This is a genomic window from Streptomyces sp. NPDC001858 (assembly GCF_053594615.1).
The window spans coordinates 1-18,518 of record NZ_JBSFEV010000007.1 but is presented as its reverse complement, the minus strand read 5'-3'; the positions used below and the strand labels follow the sequence as shown (position 1 = coordinate 18,518).

General features: G+C 72.6%; 15 protein-coding genes and 1 pseudogene. 9 read left to right on the top strand and 7 right to left on the bottom strand.

The window, feature by feature from the left end; genetic code table 11:
• Positions 1 to 417 precede the first annotated feature (417 nt).
• Both ACWCPF_RS12125 and ACWCPF_RS12120 read left to right on the top strand, forming a co-directional pair.
• The gene (locus tag ACWCPF_RS12125) at positions 418 to 765 is read left to right on the top strand and encodes a rhodanese-like domain-containing protein (RefSeq protein ID WP_451044897.1); all 348 of its coding nucleotides are present in this window, start codon (positions 418 to 420) and stop codon (positions 763 to 765) included.
• The gene (locus ACWCPF_RS12120; RefSeq protein WP_451044896.1) at positions 762 to 1,505 is read left to right on the top strand and encodes a sulfite exporter TauE/SafE family protein; all 744 of its coding nucleotides are present in this window, start codon (positions 762 to 764) and stop codon (positions 1,503 to 1,505) included. The genes ACWCPF_RS12125 and ACWCPF_RS12120 overlap by 4 nt, the downstream gene beginning before the upstream one ends.
• A gap of 48 nt (positions 1,506 to 1,553) precedes the next feature.
• Here ACWCPF_RS12120 and ACWCPF_RS12115 read toward each other — a convergent pair whose 3' ends face one another.
• Positions 1,554 to 1,832, bottom strand: coding sequence for a metal-sensitive transcriptional regulator (locus tag ACWCPF_RS12115; protein WP_351905092.1), 279 nt, complete (start codon positions 1,830 to 1,832; stop codon positions 1,554 to 1,556).
• Between the two features lie 73 nt (positions 1,833 to 1,905).
• On the opposite strand from ACWCPF_RS12115, the gene ACWCPF_RS12110 reads away from it, so the two are divergent.
• Positions 1,906 to 2,466: a rhodanese-like domain-containing protein gene (locus ACWCPF_RS12110; RefSeq protein WP_451044895.1), complete on the top strand. Its 561-nt coding sequence runs from the start codon at positions 1,906 to 1,908 to the stop codon at positions 2,464 to 2,466.
• A gap of 11 nt (positions 2,467 to 2,477) precedes the next feature.
• On the opposite strand, the gene ACWCPF_RS12105 is transcribed toward ACWCPF_RS12110, so the two are convergent.
• From ACWCPF_RS12105 to ACWCPF_RS12090, 4 genes are all read right to left on the bottom strand, one after another.
• A complete protein-coding gene (locus ACWCPF_RS12105) occupies positions 2,478 to 3,203 on the bottom strand; it encodes a methyltransferase domain-containing protein (protein WP_451044894.1) in 726 nt (241 codons plus the stop codon).
• Between the two features lie 84 nt (positions 3,204 to 3,287).
• Positions 3,288 to 5,789, bottom strand: a complete 2,502-nt coding sequence (locus tag ACWCPF_RS12100; RefSeq protein WP_451044893.1) for a SpoIIE family protein phosphatase — start codon at positions 5,787 to 5,789, stop codon at positions 3,288 to 3,290.
• A 165-nt stretch (positions 5,790 to 5,954) separates the two neighbouring features.
• Positions 5,955 to 8,342, bottom strand: a complete 2,388-nt coding sequence (locus ACWCPF_RS12095; RefSeq protein ID WP_451044892.1) for an MFS transporter — start codon at positions 8,340 to 8,342, stop codon at positions 5,955 to 5,957.
• 166 nt (positions 8,343 to 8,508) lie between these two features.
• Positions 8,509 to 8,952 (bottom strand): SRPBCC family protein, encoded by a 444-nt coding sequence (locus tag ACWCPF_RS12090; protein WP_351905108.1) that lies wholly within the window; start codon positions 8,950 to 8,952, stop codon positions 8,509 to 8,511.
• 285 nt (positions 8,953 to 9,237) lie between these two features.
• On the opposite strand from ACWCPF_RS12090, the gene ACWCPF_RS12085 reads away from it, so the two are divergent.
• The 3 genes from ACWCPF_RS12085 (at position 9,238) to ACWCPF_RS12075 (ending at position 12,459) form a co-directional block, all read left to right on the top strand.
• On the top strand, positions 9,238 to 10,281 hold the full coding sequence (locus ACWCPF_RS12085; RefSeq protein WP_451044891.1) for an Rv2578c family radical SAM protein: 1,044 nt from the start codon (positions 9,238 to 9,240) through the stop codon (positions 10,279 to 10,281).
• A 136-nt stretch (positions 10,282 to 10,417) separates the two neighbouring features.
• A complete protein-coding gene (locus tag ACWCPF_RS12080; RefSeq protein WP_451044890.1) occupies positions 10,418 to 11,995 on the top strand; it encodes an alpha/beta hydrolase in 1,578 nt (525 codons plus the stop codon).
• A gap of 65 nt (positions 11,996 to 12,060) precedes the next feature.
• Positions 12,061 to 12,459, top strand: a complete 399-nt coding sequence (locus ACWCPF_RS12075) for a RidA family protein (protein ID WP_451044889.1) — start codon at positions 12,061 to 12,063, stop codon at positions 12,457 to 12,459.
• A gap of 4 nt (positions 12,460 to 12,463) precedes the next feature.
• On the opposite strand, the gene ACWCPF_RS12070 is transcribed toward ACWCPF_RS12075, so the two are convergent.
• Together ACWCPF_RS12070 and ACWCPF_RS12065 are read right to left on the bottom strand one after the other, a co-directional pair.
• Complete coding sequence (locus tag ACWCPF_RS12070) at positions 12,464 to 13,429, bottom strand: tryptophan dimethylallyltransferase family protein (RefSeq protein WP_451044888.1); 966 nt, start codon at positions 13,427 to 13,429, stop codon at positions 12,464 to 12,466.
• Between the two features lie 399 nt (positions 13,430 to 13,828).
• Complete coding sequence (locus tag ACWCPF_RS12065; protein WP_451044887.1) at positions 13,829 to 14,404, bottom strand: adenylosuccinate lyase; 576 nt, start codon at positions 14,402 to 14,404, stop codon at positions 13,829 to 13,831.
• 510 nt (positions 14,405 to 14,914) lie between these two features.
• Between ACWCPF_RS12065 and ACWCPF_RS12060 the strand changes: the two genes are divergently transcribed.
• The 3 genes and pseudogenes from ACWCPF_RS12060 to ACWCPF_RS12050 form a co-directional block, all read left to right on the top strand.
• Positions 14,915 to 16,735 carry a 3-hydroxyacyl-CoA dehydrogenase family protein gene (locus tag ACWCPF_RS12060; protein ID WP_451044886.1) on the top strand — a complete coding sequence of 607 codons (1,821 nt, stop codon included), beginning with the start codon at positions 14,915 to 14,917 and terminating at the stop codon, positions 16,733 to 16,735.
• 118 nt (positions 16,736 to 16,853) lie between these two features.
• Positions 16,854 to 17,687, top strand: coding sequence for a TetR family transcriptional regulator (locus ACWCPF_RS12055; RefSeq protein WP_451045152.1), 834 nt, complete (start codon positions 16,854 to 16,856; stop codon positions 17,685 to 17,687).
• 421 nt (positions 17,688 to 18,108) lie between these two features.
• Positions 18,109 to 18,518, top strand: a pseudogene (locus ACWCPF_RS12050) (crotonyl-CoA carboxylase/reductase); the annotation flags it as partial.

Below are 18,518 nucleotides of genomic sequence, written 5' to 3'. Positions count from 1 at the left end.
TCGGCCCCGTCCAACCCCGACAGCCCCCGCTCGACCCCGTCCAATCCCGACAGCCCCCGCTCGACCCCGACCGCCCCTGACCGCCTCGACCGACTCCGCACGCCACCGACCGACCCGTCCGACCCCACCCGACCCCGACCGCCCTTGACCGACCCCGCACGCCACCGACCGCCCTCAACCACCCAGACCGACCCTGACCGACCCCGTCCGAACCCGACCGCCCCGCACGCCACCGACCGCCCTCGACCGACCCCGCCCGACCCCGACGGCCCCGACCGACCCCACCCAACCCCAACCGCCCTTGACCGACCCCGCACGCCACCGACCGCCCTCGACCGACCCGCCCGACCCCGACCGCCCTACCCGAACCCGCCCGACCCCGACCGCCCCGACCGATGAACCCGAGGACCACCCGAGATGCTCGTCTCCCGTGTCACCGCCGCTCAGGCCCACCGCATGCTCCGGGACGGTACGGCCGTCCTGGTCGACGTCCGCGACCCCGACGAGTACCGGGCCGGTCACGCGCCCGGCGCGCTGCACCTTCTGCTGCCCTGGTCGGCAGCGACCGCGTCGAGCCTGGCGAGCCGGACGGCGGGACGTGCTCTCGTCCTGGTCTGCCGCTCCGGCGCCCGCTCGCGGCGGGCCGCCGCCCTGCTCGCCGAGCACGGCACACAGGCGGCGGACGTGATCGGCGGCCTGCGCGACTGGGCCGCCCAGGGGCTTCCCGTCGAGGACGGCCGAGGGGCCGCCGGGACCGTCATATGAGCGCGGTCGTCCTGGCGCTGCTGGCCGGCGGCCTGGTCGGCCTGGCGCTGGGCGCGCTGGGCGCGGGCGGCAGCATCCTGACCGTCCCGGCCCTGATCTACCTGCTCGGGTTCAGCCCGGCGGCGGCGACCACCGCGGGCCTGATCATCGTGATCGTCACATCGGTCACCGCGCTGCTGGCCCATGCGCGGGCGGGGGCCGTGCGCTGGCGGGCGGGCCTGCTGTTCGCGGCGGCCGGTCTGCCGCCCGCCGCGGCCGCGGGGGCGCTGTCCTCCCGCGTCCCGGAGCCCGTGCTGACGCTGATGTTCGCGTCGCTGGCCGCCCTGGCCGCCGTGCGCATGCTGCGCCGCCGCGCCCCGCGCGGGAGCGGGACCGTCTCGGCGGCGCGGGCGGCGGGCGCCGGCGCCGGGCTGGGGGCGGTGACCGGGTTCCTCGGCGTCGGCGGCGGGTTCCTCGCCGTGCCGGCGCTGGTGAGCGTGCTGGCCGTGCCGATGAGCGCGGCGGTGGGCACGAGTCTGCTCGTCATCGTCGCCAACGCGCTGGCCGCGCTCGCGGCCCGGGCGGTCACGGCCGGCCAGCTGGACTGGGCGCTGATCATGCCGTTCCTCGCGACCGCCGTCCTCGGGGCCTGGGACGGCAGGCGGCTGGCCTCGAAGGTCTCCGCCGCGGCGCTGCAGCGCGTCTTCGGCAGCGTGCTGCTGGCCGTCGCCCTGGGCATGGGCGTGACGGCCGTCCGATGAACGCTCCGGCGTTCAGGGCCTTCAGGGCCTTCAGGGCGTTCAGGGCCTTCAGGCCAGCGACAGGAAGAGCTTCTCCAGCCGGGCCCGCATCTGCGCGGAGTCCCGCACCTGCGGATCCTCGCTGGTCATGCACTGTTCCAGCCCGGTGGCGATGATCGAGAAGCCGGCCCGGTCCAGCGCCCGGGAGACGGCGGCGAGCTGGGTGATCACGTCCTCGCAGTCGCGCCCCTCCTCGATCATCCGGATCACTCCCGCGAGCTGCCCCTGGGCGCGTCGCAGCCGGTTGAGCGCCGACTTCAGGTCCTCGGCCGACATGTCGAGTTGCACGCTTCCTCCTCCTCTATACCCCCGCGGGTATCCTACCCGTGCGGGACAACACCCCACCGAGAGGTTCTGTTCCGTGACCGACCACCCGACCGCAGCCGCCCGTTTCGACGAGCACACGGTCGTCGACGTCCGCACCCCCGGCGAGTACGCCGGCGGCCACCTGCCCGGTGCGCACAACATCCCCCTGGACCGGCTCGGCGAGGCCGTGAGCGCGCTGCGCGCCGCCGCCGCGCGCGGGCCACTGCTGCTCGTGTGCGCGTCCGGCGCCCGGTCCGCGAAGGGCTGCGCACAGCTCGCGGACCTCGGCGTCACGGCGACCACGCTGGAGGGCGGCACCGCCGGGTGGGCGGCGGCCGGGCACCCGGTCGAGCGCCCGGCGGGCGGACGCGCCCCCTGGCCGATGGACCGCCAGGTCCGGCTCGCCGCAGGTTCCCTCGTGGTCGCCGGTTTCGCCGCGGGCCTCGCCCGGCCGCGCGCCCACTGGCTGTCCGGACTGGTCGGCGCGGGCCTGGTCTTCTCCGGGGTGACCAACACCTGCGGCATGGCAGCCCTGTTGGCCCGACTCCCGCACAACCGGCCACCCAGGGACGCCACTTCGTTCGAAGAGACGCTGCTCCGGCTGAGCCATGACTGACGTGTGGACCCTCACCCGACCCGGGCGGCCACCAGCCACTTCGACGGCAGCTCGATGCGGGTGCCGTCCGGGGTGAACTCGGTGGTGGCGAGGGGCAATTCGCCCGAGGCCAGCACGGTGAGCCCCGCGGCCCGCAGATACTCGGGCACCGCGTCGTCGGCGACCTCCCCGGGGGCGATGCCGTGCCGGAAGACGGGCGCGAGCTTGGGCGGCGGACCGGCCGGGCTCTGCGCCAGCGCGCCGAGCACCGGACGGGCGGCCTCGGACAGTTCGACGACGAAGGCCCGGCCGCGCTCCCCGACCAGCGCGGCGATCCCGTCCACCAGCGGCTGCCGGTCGGCGGGCTCGCACTGGTGCAGTACGCCCCGCATGTACACGTTCGCGTCGCCGAGTTCGGCGTGCAGGGTCTCGGCGACGCCCTTCTCGGCCGCGTCCAGCAGCCGGTACGTCGCCTGTCCGGCGGGGTCGGCGCGCCGGGCGTGGTCGAGGGCCGCGGCGGCCAGGTCCGCGCCGATCACGTGCGGGAAGCGGTCGGCGAGATACCGGGTCTGGGTGCCGTTGCCGCAGCCGAGGTCCACCAACGGCAGCCCCGGATCGATGAGCCGGGGTTCGAACAGGGCGAGGTGGAGCGCGGCGGTGACCCTCGGATCCGCGTCCCAGAACACTGCGCCGGGTTCCTCCGGAGCCTCGCTCCAGAAGCCCTCCCATGCCGCCCGGTACCTGCTCGCCACGCTCATGCCCAACTCCCCAGGATGCAAGGCCGATCCGCCGTAAGCGACGGGCGAGTACGGTTTACCGCTCCGGGGTTGCCGCTACAAGTATCAGCCTCGACGCCGTGGCAGGGTCAGCTCGAACCACACGGTCTTGCCCGCGCCGGTACGGCTGGCGCCCCACTCGCGGGCCAGGGTGCTCACCACGCGCAGGCCCCGGCCGCACTCGTCGCCCGCGCCGGCGCTCAGCAGGGTCGGCAACTCGTGGTCGTCGTCCTCCACTTCGCACAGCAGGGTCTCGCCGCGCACCAGGCGCAGCGCCACGGGCCGCCGGTGGGAGTGCCGGACCGCGTTGGTGACGAGTTCGCTCACCATGAGCCCGACGGCGTCGGCCGACTTGGCGAGCCCCCAGTCGTGGAGCTGTTCGCGGACCGCCGCGCGGGCCCGGCCGACCTCGGCCGGGTCGAGGGGGAACCGCCACTCGGCGACGTCCTCCGGCTCGATGCCGTTGAGCCGGGTCATGAGCAGGGCGACGTCGTCCTTGCGGCCGCCGCGGCCCGCTTCCGAGAACGTCGCGGCGAGGGCGCGGATGATGGTGTCGCAGGCGTCGTCCATCGACGCGGACGGGTGCGCGGCGGACTCGCACAGCGTCGCGAGCCCCACGCCGATGTCCTCGCCGCGGACCTCCACCAGCCCGTCGGTGCACATCACCAGCCGGTCGCCCGGCTCCACGCGCACGCGTACCGCCTCGAACGGCACGCCGCCGACGCCGATGGGGGCGCCGGTGGGCAGGTCGAGGAGTTCGCTGCGGCCGTCGGCGGCCCGCACCAACACGGGTGGGATATGGCCCGCGTTGGCGAGGTGCAGCTCGCTCTCGATCGGGTCGTAGACCGCGTACAGGCAGGTCGCGAGGTAGTTGTCGCCCAGGCGTTGCGCCAAGTCGTCCAGGTTGCGCAGGAGTTGGGCGGGCGGCAGGTCGAGGGCGGCCATGGTCTGCACGGCGGTGCGCAACTGGCCCATCATGGCGGCCGAGTTGAGGCCGTGGCCCATGACGTCGCCGACGACGAGTGCGGTGCGGGCGCCGGGCAGCTTCACCGAGTCGAACCAGTCGCCGCCGACCCGTCCCAGCAGTGTGCCGGGCAGATAGCGGGTGGCGATGTCGCAGCCTGCCATGCGGGGCGGGATGTGCGGCAGCATGCTGTCCTGGAGGGTCTCGGCGACGCTCTCCTGGTAGGTGTACATGCGCGCGTTGTCGAGCACGAGGCCCGCGCGGGCGGCGAGTTCGGCGCCGGTGACCCGGTCCATGTCGTTGAAGACGGCCCGCTCGGGGTGGCGCAGCAGGACCATGAAGCCGAGGACGACCTGACGCGCCTTCAGCGGGACGACCAGCATGGAGCGGCCGGTGATCAGGGGCCGGATGTCGCGCTTCTCGAACTGCGAGGCGATGGCGTGCCCCATCTCCTCGCTGATGCGCGGCACGAGGACGGGGTCACCGGTGGTCATGCACTGGAAGAACGGGGTGGGCGCGGGGAACGGCATGGCCTCGCCGACGGGTACGACGTCCTCCCAGCGGCCGGGTTCGTCGGTGTGCTCGATGGCGACCCGGTGCCACATGGTGGTCGTGTCCGGCACGCCGTCGGGAAATCCCTCGCCGGCGACGACCTGTTCGCGCAGATAGGTGCCGGCGACGTCGGTGAAGCGCGGGACGACGGCTCTGGAGACTTCCAGGATGGTGCGGGAGAGGTCGAGGGAGGTGCCGATCCTGCCGCTGACCTCGTTGAGGAACTCCAGCCGTTCGCGGACGGCGACGTACTCGAGGTCCTCGCCCTCGTCGTCGACCAGTTCCTGCGGCAGGGGCAGCCCTTCGGCGGCGGCGCGGGCGGCCCGCTCCCGGCGCGCTCTGCGCTCGACGCGCCGGGCGACGCCCCAGTCGGGGGTCACCGGCACCCGGTCGTTCTGGCTGAACTCCATTACGGGATAGCCGAGTTCGAGGACCTGGGAGACGATGCGGGCGCTTTCGCCGACGCTCATGCTGGGCAGGATCTCGGGCAGTCGGCGGGCGAGTTCCTCGGCGCCGGGGAAGTCGGTGTGCAGCGCGAAGGCGGGCGCGATGCGTTCGACGGCCAGGGGGTCCTCGGGACTGTCCCGGCGCAGTGCCGCCGCGTCCGCGGCCAGCACCAGCAGCTGTTCGGCGCCGGGCCCGACCAGCGGGTAGGCCCACCACAGCACGTCGACCCGGCCGCGGTCGCGCTCCGGCTCGGGCACGGTCAGCCGGGCCCGTCCGGCGGCCGGGTAGCCGAGGCCTCGGTCCAGGGAGGAGTCCAGCCCGGGCCCGAGGCCGTCGTAGGCGGCGTACTCGCCGTAGGGCAGGTCGTCGTCGGGCTCGGGGAGCGCGCCGGAGACGGGGAGCAGGTCGATCGCGGGGCGGCCGATCGCCTCTTCCTTGACGACGCCGAAGAGCCTGCGGGCGCCGGCGCTCCAGTGCGAGACGAGGCCCTCGCGGTCCACCACCACCACGGCCAGCGGGACGCGTCCGGCGTCGGCAGTCCGGTCGGCCGCCTCGGGTGCGGCTCCGCGGCGGGGAGGTGCGTCCCTCTCGGTGCCACGGTCCATGGCCCAGGCCCTCTCTCCCCAGAGCTGTGCAAGATCTGTCCCGCCGGTCACCACCGTACGGCGCACGCCAGTCTGCATGTGCGGCAATGCCGTAATTGGTTTCGGCCGGGTGCGCCGGGGTACGCCGCACGTCCCGCGGCCGTGCGCCGCCCCTGCGCGGCGGGGTCAGTCCGCGTGGCCGAGTTGCAGATCGCGTTCCGTGCGGCCGCCGCCCGCCACGTGCAGGACGGTGGCCAGCGGCGGGTAGCCGGCGGCGATGACGGTGTATTCGCCGCAGGACAGGTCGACGAAGCGGAACGCTCCGTCGCCGCCGGTGGTGAGGGTGTCGACGACGTTGCCGGCCGCGTCGAGCAGGGTCACGCGCGCGTCCTGGACGGGTCGCCCGCCGTCGGCCCGGACGGTGCCGCCCAGCAGGGCGTCGCCGGCGAGTTCGACGTCCTGGCGGGTCTCCCGCGCGGCCTGGACGCTGACCGGCAGGGCGGCCGGGCGGAAGGCGGCCGCGCTGGCGGCGAGGGTGTACTCGCCGGCGACGAGCTCGGTGATGACGTAGCCGCCCTCGTGTCCGCTGCGGGTGCTGGCGACGACCTCGCCGTGGACGTCGGTGAGGGTGACCGTGGCCTCGCGCACCGGGGCGCCGTCCGCGCCGCGCACGCTCCCGGCGAGCCGGCCGGCGCCGCCGAGGACGATGTCCAGTGCGACGGGGTGCTCGCCGACGGTGACGGAGACGGCCTGCGGCTGGTGGCCGCCCGCGGCGGCGATCAGGACGTACGCCCCGGCGCCGGGCGTGGACAGCGTGTACCGGCCGTCCTCGCCGCTGGCGCCCCGGCCGAGCTGCTGCCCGCCGACGTCGATGAGGGTGAGCGCCGCGCGCGGCACCACGGACCCGTCGGTGTGCTGCACCGTGCCGCACACCGGGAGGTCGTCGGTGCGGGAGGAACGGGCCTCCAGGGCCGGGGTGTTCACGGGCGCGGGCTCGATCTCGGCGGCGTGGTGGGCCACCAGCGGTTTCTCCTCCAGGAAGAAGGCGATGAACAGGCCGAGCACGAGCACCGGCACGAGGTAGAGGAAGATCCTCGGCATGGCGTCGGCGTAGGCCTGGATGTAGGCGTCGCGCAGCGCCGGGGGCAGTCGGTGGACGAGTTGCGGGGTGAGCGACTCGGGGTCGGGGAGCTGGGCCCCCGCGTGCGCGGGCAGGCGTACGCGCAGGGCGTCGGCGAGCCGGTCGGCGAAGAGGGTGCCGAAGAGCGCCGCGCCGACACTGCCGCCGATCTGCCGGAAGTAGGTGTTGGCGCTGGTGGCGGTGCCGAGGTCGGCGGGGCGCACGGAGTTCTGCACGGCGAGCACGAGGACGGGCATCACCAGGCCGATGCCGGAGCCGAGGACGGCCATCCAGAGGCTGTACTGCAGCCGGGGCGTGTCGGTCTCCAGCCGGGACAGCAGCCACATGCCGAGCGCGGCGAGGGCGGTGCCGAGGACGGGGTAGATCCGGTAGCGGCCGGTCTGGGTGATGAGCTGTCCGGACAGGATCGAGGCGGCGACGATGCCGCCCATCATGGGCAGCATCAGCAGCCCGGACTCGGTGGCGGTGGCCCCGTCGACCATCTGCAGGTAGGTCGGCAGATAGCTGGCGGCGCCGAACAGTCCGACGCCGATCGCCAGGCCCACCAGCGCGGTGACGTTGAAGACGGAGTCCCTGAACAGCCGTAGCGGGATGAGGGGTTCGGCGGCGCTGCCCTCGACGACGAGGAAGAGGACGGCCGCGGCGGCCGCCCCCGCGGCGAGGCCGACGACGACGGTGGAGTTCCAGGCGTACTCGGTGCCGCCCCAACTGGTGAGCAGCACCAGGCAGCTGGAGGCGACGGCGAGCAACAGGGCGCCGAGGACGTCGAATCGGGGCCTGCGCTGCGGCTTCGGCAGTTTCAGGACGACACTCACGACCGCCAGGGTGAGCAGGCCGAAGGGGACGTTGAAGTAGAAGCACCAGCGCCAGGAGAGGTGGTCCGTGAAGTAGCCGCCGAGCAGCGGTCCGGCGACCGAGGCGAGGCCGAACGCGGCGCCGATGACGCCCATGAACCGGCCGCGCTGCCGGGGCGGCACGATGTCCGCGATGATCGCCTGCACGCCGATCAGCAGTCCGCCCGCGCCGACGCCCTGGACGGCGCGGAAGGCGATCAGCTGGTCCATGGTCCGGGCCCGCCCCGCGAGCGCGGAGCCGATGACGAAGACGACGATCGCGAACTGGAAGACGCCCTTGCGGCCGAGGAGGTCGCCGAGCTTGCCGTAGACGGGCAGTCCGACGGTGGAGGTGAGCAGATAGGCGGTGATCGCCCAGGACATCCGGTCGACGCCGTGCAGTTCGCCGACGATCCTCGGCAGGGCGGTGGCGACGATCATCTGCTCCAGCGCCGCGAGGAGCAGCGCGAGCATGAGGGCGAGGAAGACCAGCCGCACCCGGCGGCCGCCCGGTCCCGTGTCCATGGCCGGCGCCGGCGGCGGGTCCTTGGCGGGCGGCGCCGTGACCGGCTCGTCCTGTACCAGAGTGGTCCCGCCCATGTGCCGCTCCCTCGTCGCACCTGCCACACAATTCCCGCGTAAAGCGACAACTACGAGCAAGCGCGACGAGTTACGGCGCCATCCCGGTCACAAGGGAGATCCACTCGAACCGGTGACGTTCGTGCGGACCCCGGGGTCAACGCGCGCGGAGCGCACGGGCGTTGGGCTACTTCTCGACCTCGGTGGCGAGGTTGGCGAGGATCGCGTCGTAGATCCGGCCGAGGCCCTTGGGCGCGAAGGTCTTCTCGAAGAAGCCGCCGATGCCGCCGGCGCCGGTCCAGGTGGTGGTGACGACGACCCGGGAGCTGCCCTCGCCGGCCGGGGTGACGCGCCAGGTGGTCACCATCGAGGAGTTGCGGTCCTTCTCGACGAGCTCGCCGTCGGTCGGTTCGGCGACCTCCAGGAGGCAGTCGCGCACGCGCTTGCTGGTGGCCTGGAGCTTCCAGTGGACGAGGGTGCCCTCGCCGTCGCCGCCCTCGCGCACCTCGTACTCGCTGAACTGCTCGGGCAGCAGATTCGCGCGCGTGCCGCTGTAGTCGGCGATGGTGTCGAACACCTTCTCCGGGTCCGCAGCGACGACCCGCTCGGTGGTGGCCTCGACCTGCGCCATGGGGTTCCTCCCGGTCCGTGTTGCTCAGGGTTGCTCAAGTGCGGGGCAAGCCAACCACCCCGGTCCTCGGCCGCCCAAATCGGGGTCGCACAAGCGATCGTCGGCCGATCGAAAACGGCTGCCGAATCGCCTTCCGAACTGTCCGCCGATCTCTCCGTATTGTCCGCCGGCCTCTCCGCCGATCTCTCCGCCGGATCGCCTGCCGGATCGCCTGCCGGAGGATCCGTCGCACGATCATGAGAACACATGTTCTATTGTGGGCGCAGTGCTACCGAGGGAGGCGCCATGCGCTGGGACAACCTCACCGACCGGCCCCGCCACGACCGGCCGGCCGACGCCGCGCTGTTCGGCGCGGACGCGGTCACGACCAGGACGTTCGACACGCCCGAGTTCGCCGGCATCACGTTCCACGAGATCCGGGCCCGCTCGATCCTCAACCGGGTGCCGGGCGCCTCCCGGATGCCGTTCGAGTGGACGGTGAACCCCTATCGGGGCTGCACGCACGCGTGCGTGTACTGCTTCGCCCGCAAGACGCACAGCTATCTCGACCTCGACACCGGGACCGGCTTCGACAGCCAGATCGTCGTCAAGGTGAACGCGCCGGAGCTGCTGCGCCGGCAGCTGGCCTCGCCCCGCTGGCACGGGGAGCACGTCGCGATGGGCACGAACGTGGACTGCTACCAGCGGGCGGAGGGCCGCTACCGGCTGATGCCGGGCATCCTGGCCGCCCTGCGCGACCACGCGAACCCGTTCTCGATCCTGACCAAGGGCACCCTGATCCTGCGCGACCTCGATCTGCTGCGGCAGTCCGCCGAGCGGGCCGACATCGGCGTGTCGGTCTCCGTCGGCTTCACCGACACCGAGCTGTGGCGCACCGTGGAGCCCGGCGCCCCGGCCCCGCAGCGACGCCTGGACGTGGTGCGGACCCTCACCGAGCACGGCATCGGCTGCGGGGTGCTGATGGCGCCGGTGATCCCGTTCCTCGGCGACGATCCGGCCCGACTGCGGGCCACCGTGCGGGCGATCGCGGCCGCGGGCGCCACCTCCGTCACCCCGCTCGCGCTGCATCTGCGGCCCGGCGCCCGCGAGTGGTTCATGGCCTGGCTCGGACAGCACCACCCCTACCTGGTACGCCGGTACGAACGCCTGTACGCGGACGGCGCCTACGCCCCGAAGTGGTATCAGCGCCGGATCACCCGCCAGGTCCACGAGCTCGCCGAGGAGTACGGGATCGGCCCCACGCGCGCGGGGATGCCCCGCCGGATCCCGCAGCCCGAGCCGGTCGAGGAGCCCGCCGAGTCGGGGCCGACCCAACTCACGCTGATCTGAGCGCGTTAGAGCGCATCCGGCGACCCGAACGGGTCAACTCGCTCCATAACAGGTTCTTCCGGTCGATCTTTCCGGGACGATGCGGCCAGGACCGTGACCTGCGCGGTCCGGCCACCTCCGTCCTGGGAGGACTCCCATGAACCAACGCGCAGCCGTGCTGTGCGCCGCCGCAGTCGTCGTGGCCGGGACGGTCACGGCCGTGCCCGCCGGCGCGAGCCCGTCGCACGCCGCGGAGCCCACCCGTGCGGCGAAGCTCTCCTGGAAGGGCTGCGGCACCACGGCCCAGCCGAGGCTCCAGTGCACGTCCCTGAAGGTGCCGCTCGACCACACGCGGCCGGACGGGAAGCAGATCGCCCTGGCGCTGTCCCGCGTCCCGCACACCGCCAAGACGTACCAAGGGCCGCTGCTGGTCAACCCCGGCGGCCCCGGCGGCCGGGGGCTGAGCCTCGCCTCGTTCGTCGCCTCGGCGCTGCCCAAGGCGGTGGCGACGCAGTACGACGTCATCGGCTTCGACCCGCGCGGGGTGGGCAGGAGCACGCCCGCGCTGGACTGCAAGCCCGGTCACTTCGGCGCCGTCCGCCCGGACTCCGTGCCGAGCACCGAGGCGATCGAGCGGGCCAACGTGGAGCGCGCCCGGTCCTTCGCCGCGGCCTGCGGCAAGAAGTACGCGGACGTCCTGCCGTACATCGACACGCTCAGCACGGTGCGGGACATGGACGCCATCCGGGACGCGGTCGGCGCGCCGCGGCTGAACTACTTCGGCTACTCGTACGGCACCTACCTGGGCGCGGTGTACGCCAAGCTCTACCCGCAGCGGGTGCGGCGGCTGGTCCTGGACTCGATCGTCGACCCCACCGGCGTCTGGTACGAGGACAACCTCACGCAGGACCTCGCCTTCAACGACCGCCACCGTGCCCTGATGGCCTGGATCGCCCGGTACGACAAGACGTACAAGCTCGGCACCGACCCGGAGAAGGTCGAGACCAAGTGGTACGCGATGCGGGCGGCCCTCGGCAGGAAGCCGGCCGGCGGCAAGGTGGGCGCCTCGGAACTGGAGGACACCTTCCTGCCCGGCGGCTACTACAACGGCTACTGGCCCCACCTCGCCGAGGCGTTCGCGGCCTACGTGAACAAAAAGGACGCCGACCCGTTGGTGGAGGCGTACGAGAACTTCGCCGCCGTCGACGCGGCGGGGGACAACGGCTACAGCATCTACACCTCGGTGCAGTGCCGTGACGCCTCCTGGCCGCGCGACTGGGACGAGTGGCGGTCGGACAACTGGTCGGTGCACGCGAAGGCGCCGTTCATGACCTGGAACAACGTCTGGTACAACGCGCCGTGCGCGTTCTGGCCGACCAGGCCGCTGGGGCCGGTGAACCTCGCCGACGTCCGGCTGCCGCCGGCCCTGCTGTTCCAGGCCACCCACGACGCGGCCACCCCGTACGAGGGCGGCGCCACGGTGCACGCGCTGCTGCGCAGGTCCAGCCTGGTGGTCGAGGAGGGCGGCCAGAACCACGGCATCACGCTGAGCGGGAACACCTGCCTGGACAAGCACCTGGCGGCCTATCTGGCCGACGGCACGGTGCCGCGCGGCGTGGGCGAGGTCGACGCGGTGTGCGAGGCGCAGGCCGACCCGAAGCCGCTGGGCTCGAAGGTCGCCGCGCGCACGGCCCACGGCTCGGCCCTGCACGGGCTGCTGGGCTTCCGAGGCTGAGCGCGCCGACGGCCGACGGCTGAGCCGTCGGGGGCATTGTCAGACCCATGGTCCACCATGGACGCATGAGTGAACTGACCAGGATTCCCGCCCCCGACGGGGTCGCCGCCGCGGCCCAGTACTCCCATGTCGTGCTGGGCACCGGCCGGTTCGTGGCCGTCGCCGGTCAGCTCCCGCTCGACGAGCAGGGCGCGCTGGTCGGCGAGGGCGATCCGCAGGCGCAGGCCCGCCAGGTCTTCGAGAACCTGAGGCGGTGCCTGGCCGCGGCCGGGGCGACGTTCGACGACGTCGTCAAACTCACCTACTTCGTCACGGACATGGGCCATATGCCCGCCATCCGCGCCGCCCGGGCCTCCCACATACCCGACGACCGGCTCCCCGCCGCCTCGGCCGTCCAGGTGGCCGCGCTGGTCCGCCCGGAGTTCCTGATGGAGATCGAGGCGTTCGCGGTCGTGGGGGACTGAATTCTCAGATCGCGGGTTCGGCGTACGTGTTGAACCGCAGGTAGAGGCCTATGTCCGCGGGCAGGTCCGGAGAGATCGTCCGGTAGCTGCACAGCTCCTGCAGGGGCCCGCCGCCCCCCGGCGGCTCCGCCGTCAGCTGCCCCAGTATCTCGGCGTGCGGACGCGGGTCGATCCCCTCCAGCTCCATGAGCCGGGCGACGCGTACGGCCGCCTCCGCGTCGCCGCGGGTGTTGTCCGGCAGTCGCAGATAGACGTTGGCCTCCTCGGGGCCGGACACGCCCTCCCGGAAGGCCAGGCAGGTCATCGGCTCGTTGTTCACGATGCCGCTGTCCCGCCCGTAGATGACGGCGCGCGCCCGGGCCGTCCGGGCCGGATCGTAGCGGTGCGCCAGGTCCGCCACGGTGTCCAGCTCGGCCATCGGCATCGGTCCGTGCCGGAAGTAGACCTTCACCCGGGAGGTGTCTCCGCCGTCCAGATCGAGGGCCATCAGCTCCAACTCATGGCCCCGGCCGACGAGTTCACCGGCCCGCTCGGCGACCGGTTCCCAGGCCGCCGCCAGGCCCAGCCGGTGCATGGCCCGTGCCATGACCTCGTAGGCGCGGTCCAGTCCGTGCACCTGCGGGTTGAGGTAGACCTTGTAGTGCGGCCGCTCCCCCGGCCGCCAGGCCAAGGAGTGCCAGAGGGTGGCGCGGTAGCGATCGGGGGCGGGCGTGATGAAGAGGTCCTCGATGCCGAGGTACCGCGTGATGTCCGTCCCGGGTCTCGCGGCGAGTCGCCGTGTCAGTTCCCGGCCGGCCTCCTGGCAGCCGAGCGGGGTGCCGTCGGAGCCGAGCGATTCGAACAGGATGCGGACCTCGGGCCGGCCGCCCTTCCAGCTGACGGAGAGTTCGGCGGGGAAGCCGTCGGCCGAGACGAACGACGGCGGATCGCACTGCGTTCCGACGGGCCGCTCGGCCCACGGGTGGAGCACTTCCCTCAGATCCTGGAGCGCGCTCTTCGTCTCCCACAGGTCTACCCCCAGACCCCGGCAGACTGCCGACCACTTTTCTTCCAGGAACCGCCCGAATGTTTTTGCCGGGTCTTGAGACGGTCTCAGGACTGGTATCTCGTCGGGGAGTTGTGTGCTGGTCATGGCCTATCACCCTCCACAGCCGGACAGGTCCGGCTCGTCCGCGGTCACTTCGGCAGCAGCCCTACGGGCGCGCCGAGCCAGGCAGTTCGGCGGAAGGCGATCTTCCCCTAGTGAAGGTTTTCGAATCTCGAACGCATGGGCGATAAACGCCGGGCTTCCGCATACCGGGAAAGCGAACTGCGCGCAGCGGACAGGGAGTTGGTCACCGCATCCGGAACCTGACGGTCCGCAGGCGGCTCAGCGCTGCCGGGGGATGCGCGCCAGCGCGTGCACGGCCGCCTCGGCGAGCACCGGGTGGGCCAGGGCGTCGTTCAGCACCGGGCGGGCCCGGCCGTCCCCCAGCGCGCCGAGCCCCTCCACACAGGCCAGGGCGACCCGCCGGTACGGGTCGTGCGGCCGCAGCCGGCGGCGCAGCGTCGTGATCAGCGCGGGCACCGACTCGGGCGCGCGCAACTCCACCAGCAGCCGGACGGGGTGCAGGGCGTAGGCCACACGCAGTTCGTTGGTGGCCAGGGCGGCCGCGGCGCGGGCGGTGCGGGGGTCGCCGAGGCGGGCCAGCGCATGGGCGGCGGAGGCGCAGCGCGGCGGATCGCGGTGGTTGAGCAGCAGGACGAGCGCCTCGAAGGCCCGCCGGTCCCCGGCGAGCCCCAGCCGGAACGCGGCCAGCTCCCGGGCCCACAGCGGCTGCCCCGACTCGATGAGCACGTCCGCCAGTTCGTCGTGGTCGGCGGTGCCCGTCAGCCGCTCATAGGCGGCCGTCGCGCCGGACTCGCGCCGTAAGCGCTCCGTGAGTGATCGCAACTCTTCGTCCATGCAACGAGCCTAGGCGGGTCGGACGAAGTCGACTGCGGTTCGGCAGCGCCCGGAAGGGGCGCGGGGAACTGCGCGACCGGCCACGACGGCGCCGCAGCAGAACGACGGCACATCGCGGCACGTCCAGCGGAGCGCTCAGGCGCCGGCCGCGTACGAGCCGAATACGTCACAGTCACGGGGACTGGCGCGCTCGTTACCCACCGGTTAAGCTCATACGAGCGAGTTACCCACTCGCTTCACCTCCTCGTGGCGACCTGGTGACGCAGTCGCCGCGAGACGTCGGTTCGGTACTTCGTACCGCTGCGCGACCCGGCCACGGGACAGGGCCGGTCGGATCTCCCGCTCGCCCGGGGGCGTGTGCACGCCCTTGGCGACGGCACCGGGCGTGTGCGCCTGCAGCCCGAAACACCCGCACTGCTTTTCCGCACCCGGTGCGCCCAGGCCTCGCAGAGGTTCCCTCGGCGCACCCGGGCGCGTTCCCAGTCGTCACCCTCAATCTGGAGTCCCGCCATGGCCGCTCCCCTGTCCGACAGTCCCCTGTCCGACACCCCTCTGTCCCCGCTCCGGACGATCGCCGTCATCGGCCTCGGCACCATGGGCACCGGCATCGCCGAGGTCCTGGCCAAGGCCGGCCGCGAGGTGATCGGCATCGACGTCAGCGAGGAGCTGACCGCGCGCTCCCTCGCCGTGCTGGCGGCCTCCACCGACCGCGCCGTGCAGCGCGGGCGGCTCACCGAGCAGGAGCGCGCTGCGGCCCTGGCCCGGGTCCGCGTCTCCACCGACCTGCGCGCCGCGGCCGAGGCCGATCTCGTGATCGAGGTGGCGCCGGAGTCGTACGAGATCAAGCAGCAGATCTTCCGCGAGCTGGACGGGATCGTGCGTCCCGACACCATCCTCGCCACCGGCACCAACGCGCTCTCCGTCACCCGGCTCGCCGCCGACTCGGCCCGCCCCGAGCGGGTGCTGGGCCTGCACTTCTTCAACCCGGCGCCGGCGATGAAGCTGGTCGAGGTCGTCTCCTCGGTGCTGACCGCGCCCGCCGCCGTCACCGCCGTCACCAATCTCGCGCTCGACCTCGGCAAGGAGCCCGTCGCGGTCGGCGACCGGCCCGGTTTCGTCGCCGACGGCCTGCTGTTCGGCTACCTCAACCAGGCCGCCGCGATGTACGAGGCCCGCTACGCCTCCCGGGAGGACATCGACGCGGCGATGCGGCTGGGCTGCGGCCTGCCGATGGGCCCGCTCGCGCTGCTGGACCTGATCGGCGTCGACACCGCCCGTACGGTCCTGGAGGCCATGTACGCCGAGTCCCGCGACCGGCTGCACGCGCCCGCTCCGATCCTCAAGCAGCTCAGCGAGGCGGGCCTGACCGGCCGGAAGTCGGGCCGCGGCTTCTACACCTACGAGGCCTCCGGCAGCGCGACGGTCGTCCCGGACGCGCTGACGCCGCTGTCCGGCGTGGCCGGGGCCGTCGGCCGTCCGGTGGGTTCCGTCGGCGTCGCCGGCTCCGGCACCATGGCCTCCGGCATCGCCGAGGTCTTCGCCAAGGCCGGCTACGACGTCGTCCTCGCCGCCCGCAGCGAGGAGAAGGCGCGGACCGCCAAGGCCCGGATCGGCAAGTCCCTCTCACGCTCCGTCGACAAGGGGCGGCTGACCGCCGAGGCCGCCGCGCAGATCCTGGACCGGATCACCCCGGCCGGTTCCTACGACGCCTTCGCCGACGTCGATCTGGCGCTGGAGGCGGTCGCCGAGGACCTGGCGGTCAAGCAGCAGCTGTTCGCGACGCTGGACAAGGTGTGCAAGCCCGGCGCGGTCCTCGCCACCACCACCTCCTCGCTGCCCGTCGTCGCCTGCGCCCGCGCCACCTCGCGCCCGCAGGACGTGATCGGGATGCACTTCTTCAACCCGGCGCCGGCGATGAAGCTGGTCGAGGTCGTCCGCACGGTGCTGACCGCCGACGACGTCCACGCCACCGTGCGCGAGGTGTGCACGCGGATCAAGAAGCACGCGGTCGACTGCGGCGACCGTGCGGGCTTCATCGTGAACGCGCTGCTGTTCCCGTACCTCAACAACGCGATCAAGATGGTGCAGGAGCACTACGCGTCCCTCGACGACATCGACGCCGCGATGAAGCTGGGCGGCGGCTATCCGATGGGCCCCTTCGAGCTGCTGGACGTCGTCGGACTCGATGTCTCGCTGGCGATCGAGAAGGTCCTGCACCGCGAGTTCCGCGACCCGGGACTCGCTCCGGCGCCGCTCCTGGAGCACCTGGTGGCCGCGGGCTGCCTCGGCCGCAAGACCGGCCGCGGCTTCCGCGAATATGCCCGCCGCTGAGCGGGACGGCGACCGGCTCACCGACGACCGGGACTGGGGCGGGCTGCTCGACCCCACCGGCGGACCCCCGCCCGGCGAGGGCGGGGGAAACCCCGGACATGCGCACCGAGCTGCGGACATGCAGTACGTTCGGGTCATGTCCCAGCCCGCCAGGTCCTCACGTACACCAGCCACGCCCGACGCGCCGGAGAGTGCCGCAGGCACCCGCGCCGCCGCCCAGCGGCTCAAGATGCGCCGAGAGCTGGCGGCCGCGGCCATGGAGCTGTTCTCCACCAAGGGGTACGAGGCGACCACCGTCGACGAGATCGCGGCCGCGGCCGGGGTCGCGCGCCGCACCTTCTTCCGGCACTTCCGCTCCAAGGAAGAGGCGATCTTCCCCGACCACGACGACACCCTGATCCGGGCCGAGGCGGTGCTCAACGCGGCCCCGGCGCACGAGCATCCGCTCGACACGGTGTGCCGGGGGATCAAGGAGGTCATGAAAATGTACGCGGCGCGGCCGGAGATCTCGGTCGCCCGCTACAAGCTGACGCGCGAGGTGCCCACCCTGCGCGAGGCGGAGATCGCCTCGGTGGCCCGCTACGAGCGCCTCTTCACCCGCTATCTCCTCGGCCACTTCGACGAGCACGCGCACGACGACGACGCCAACGACGACCCGCTGCTCGCCGAGGTCGCCGCGTCCGCCGTGGTCACCGCCCACAACCACGTCCTGCGGCGCTGGCTCAGGGCGGGCGGCCAGGGCGACGTCGAGGCCCAGCTCGACCACGCCTTCGCGATCGTCCGCAGGACGTTCGGGACCGGCATCGGCGCCGGCCGCAGCACCGTCGGCGCCGCTCAGCAGACCCCGGCGACGGTCTGCGCGCAAGGCGAGGTGCTGGTGACGGTGGCCCGCACCGACGCGCCGCTGGACGAGGTCATGCGCGCCATCGAGCAGGCCCTCAAGGAGCGCTGAGCCACCCCGAGCCCCTCCGACCGCTGTGACGACGGCCACCCCACCGGGTGGCCGTTTTGGCATGTCAGAGCCCCTTTTCGCGCACCTTTCCTCCTCCGTTCGATCGATCATCGCTCATTTGTTACGTAAAGATTTCAGCTGAGAGGAAGTTCTGGCACTCAGTGCCTTGCAGGGTGACACGCGGTGTCATACGTTGAAGGTGTCCGGGCGGCCGGCGTGCAGAGACCTTTCGTACGCCGGCTGTCCCCGCAATCTCATGGATTGCGCGCCCGGACGCCTGCGTCACAGGCAACCTCCCGCGCCACAAAGCGCTGCCGAACAGCACCACCGCCGAACCGACGGCACTTCCCCAACCCCTCAGCAGCACCGACGTAACCCTCAGCGCCCCGCCCTCAGGGCGCTCAACGCCGGAGGCAACACCGTGACCACAAAGGACATCCTGGACGCGATCCAGTCGCCGGACTCGACGTCCGCCGACTTCGCCGCTCTGCAACTCCCCGAGTCCTACCGCGCGATCACCGTGCACAAGGACGAGACGGAGATGTTCGCGGGCCTGGAGACCCGCGACAAGGACCCGCGCAAGTCGATCCACCTCGACGAGGTGGCCGTGCCCGAGCTCGGCCCGGGCGAGGCCCTGGTGGCCGTCATGGCATCGAGTGTCAACTACAACTCGGTGTGGACGTCGATCTTCGAGCCGCTGTCCACGTTCGGGTTCCTGGAGCGCTACGGCCGGCTGAGCGAGCTGACCAGGCGGCACGACCTGCCGTACCACGTCATCGGCTCCGACCTGGCGGGCGTCGTCCTGCGCACCGGTCCGGGCGTGAACGCCTG

Excerpts from the sequence above, each read along its gene's own strand:
- ACWCPF_RS12055 (WP_451045152.1), top strand. The coding sequence starts at position 16,854 with ATGCAGTACGTTCGGGTCATGTCCCAGCCCGCCAGGTCCTCACGTACA.
- ACWCPF_RS12085 (WP_451044891.1), top strand. The coding sequence starts at position 9,238 with ATGCGCTGGGACAACCTCACCGACCGGCCCCGCCACGACCGGCCGGCC.
- ACWCPF_RS12095 (WP_451044892.1), bottom strand. The coding sequence starts at position 8,342 with ATGGGCGGGACCACTCTGGTACAGGACGAGCCGGTCACGGCGCCGCCC.
- ACWCPF_RS12065 (WP_451044887.1), bottom strand. The coding sequence starts at position 14,404 with ATGGACGAAGAGTTGCGATCACTCACGGAGCGCTTACGGCGCGAGTCC.
- ACWCPF_RS12080 (WP_451044890.1), top strand. The coding sequence starts at position 10,418 with ATGAACCAACGCGCAGCCGTGCTGTGCGCCGCCGCAGTCGTCGTGGCC.
- ACWCPF_RS12100 (WP_451044893.1), bottom strand. The coding sequence starts at position 5,789 with ATGGACCGTGGCACCGAGAGGGACGCACCTCCCCGCCGCGGAGCCGCA.
- ACWCPF_RS12060 (WP_451044886.1), top strand. The coding sequence starts at position 14,915 with ATGGCCGCTCCCCTGTCCGACAGTCCCCTGTCCGACACCCCTCTGTCC.
- ACWCPF_RS12075 (WP_451044889.1), top strand. The coding sequence starts at position 12,061 with ATGAGTGAACTGACCAGGATTCCCGCCCCCGACGGGGTCGCCGCCGCG.
- ACWCPF_RS12120 (WP_451044896.1), top strand. The coding sequence starts at position 762 with ATGAGCGCGGTCGTCCTGGCGCTGCTGGCCGGCGGCCTGGTCGGCCTG.
- ACWCPF_RS12105 (WP_451044894.1), bottom strand. The coding sequence starts at position 3,203 with ATGAGCGTGGCGAGCAGGTACCGGGCGGCATGGGAGGGCTTCTGGAGC.
- ACWCPF_RS12125 (WP_451044897.1), top strand. The coding sequence starts at position 418 with ATGCTCGTCTCCCGTGTCACCGCCGCTCAGGCCCACCGCATGCTCCGG.
- ACWCPF_RS12090 (WP_351905108.1), bottom strand. The coding sequence starts at position 8,952 with ATGGCGCAGGTCGAGGCCACCACCGAGCGGGTCGTCGCTGCGGACCCG.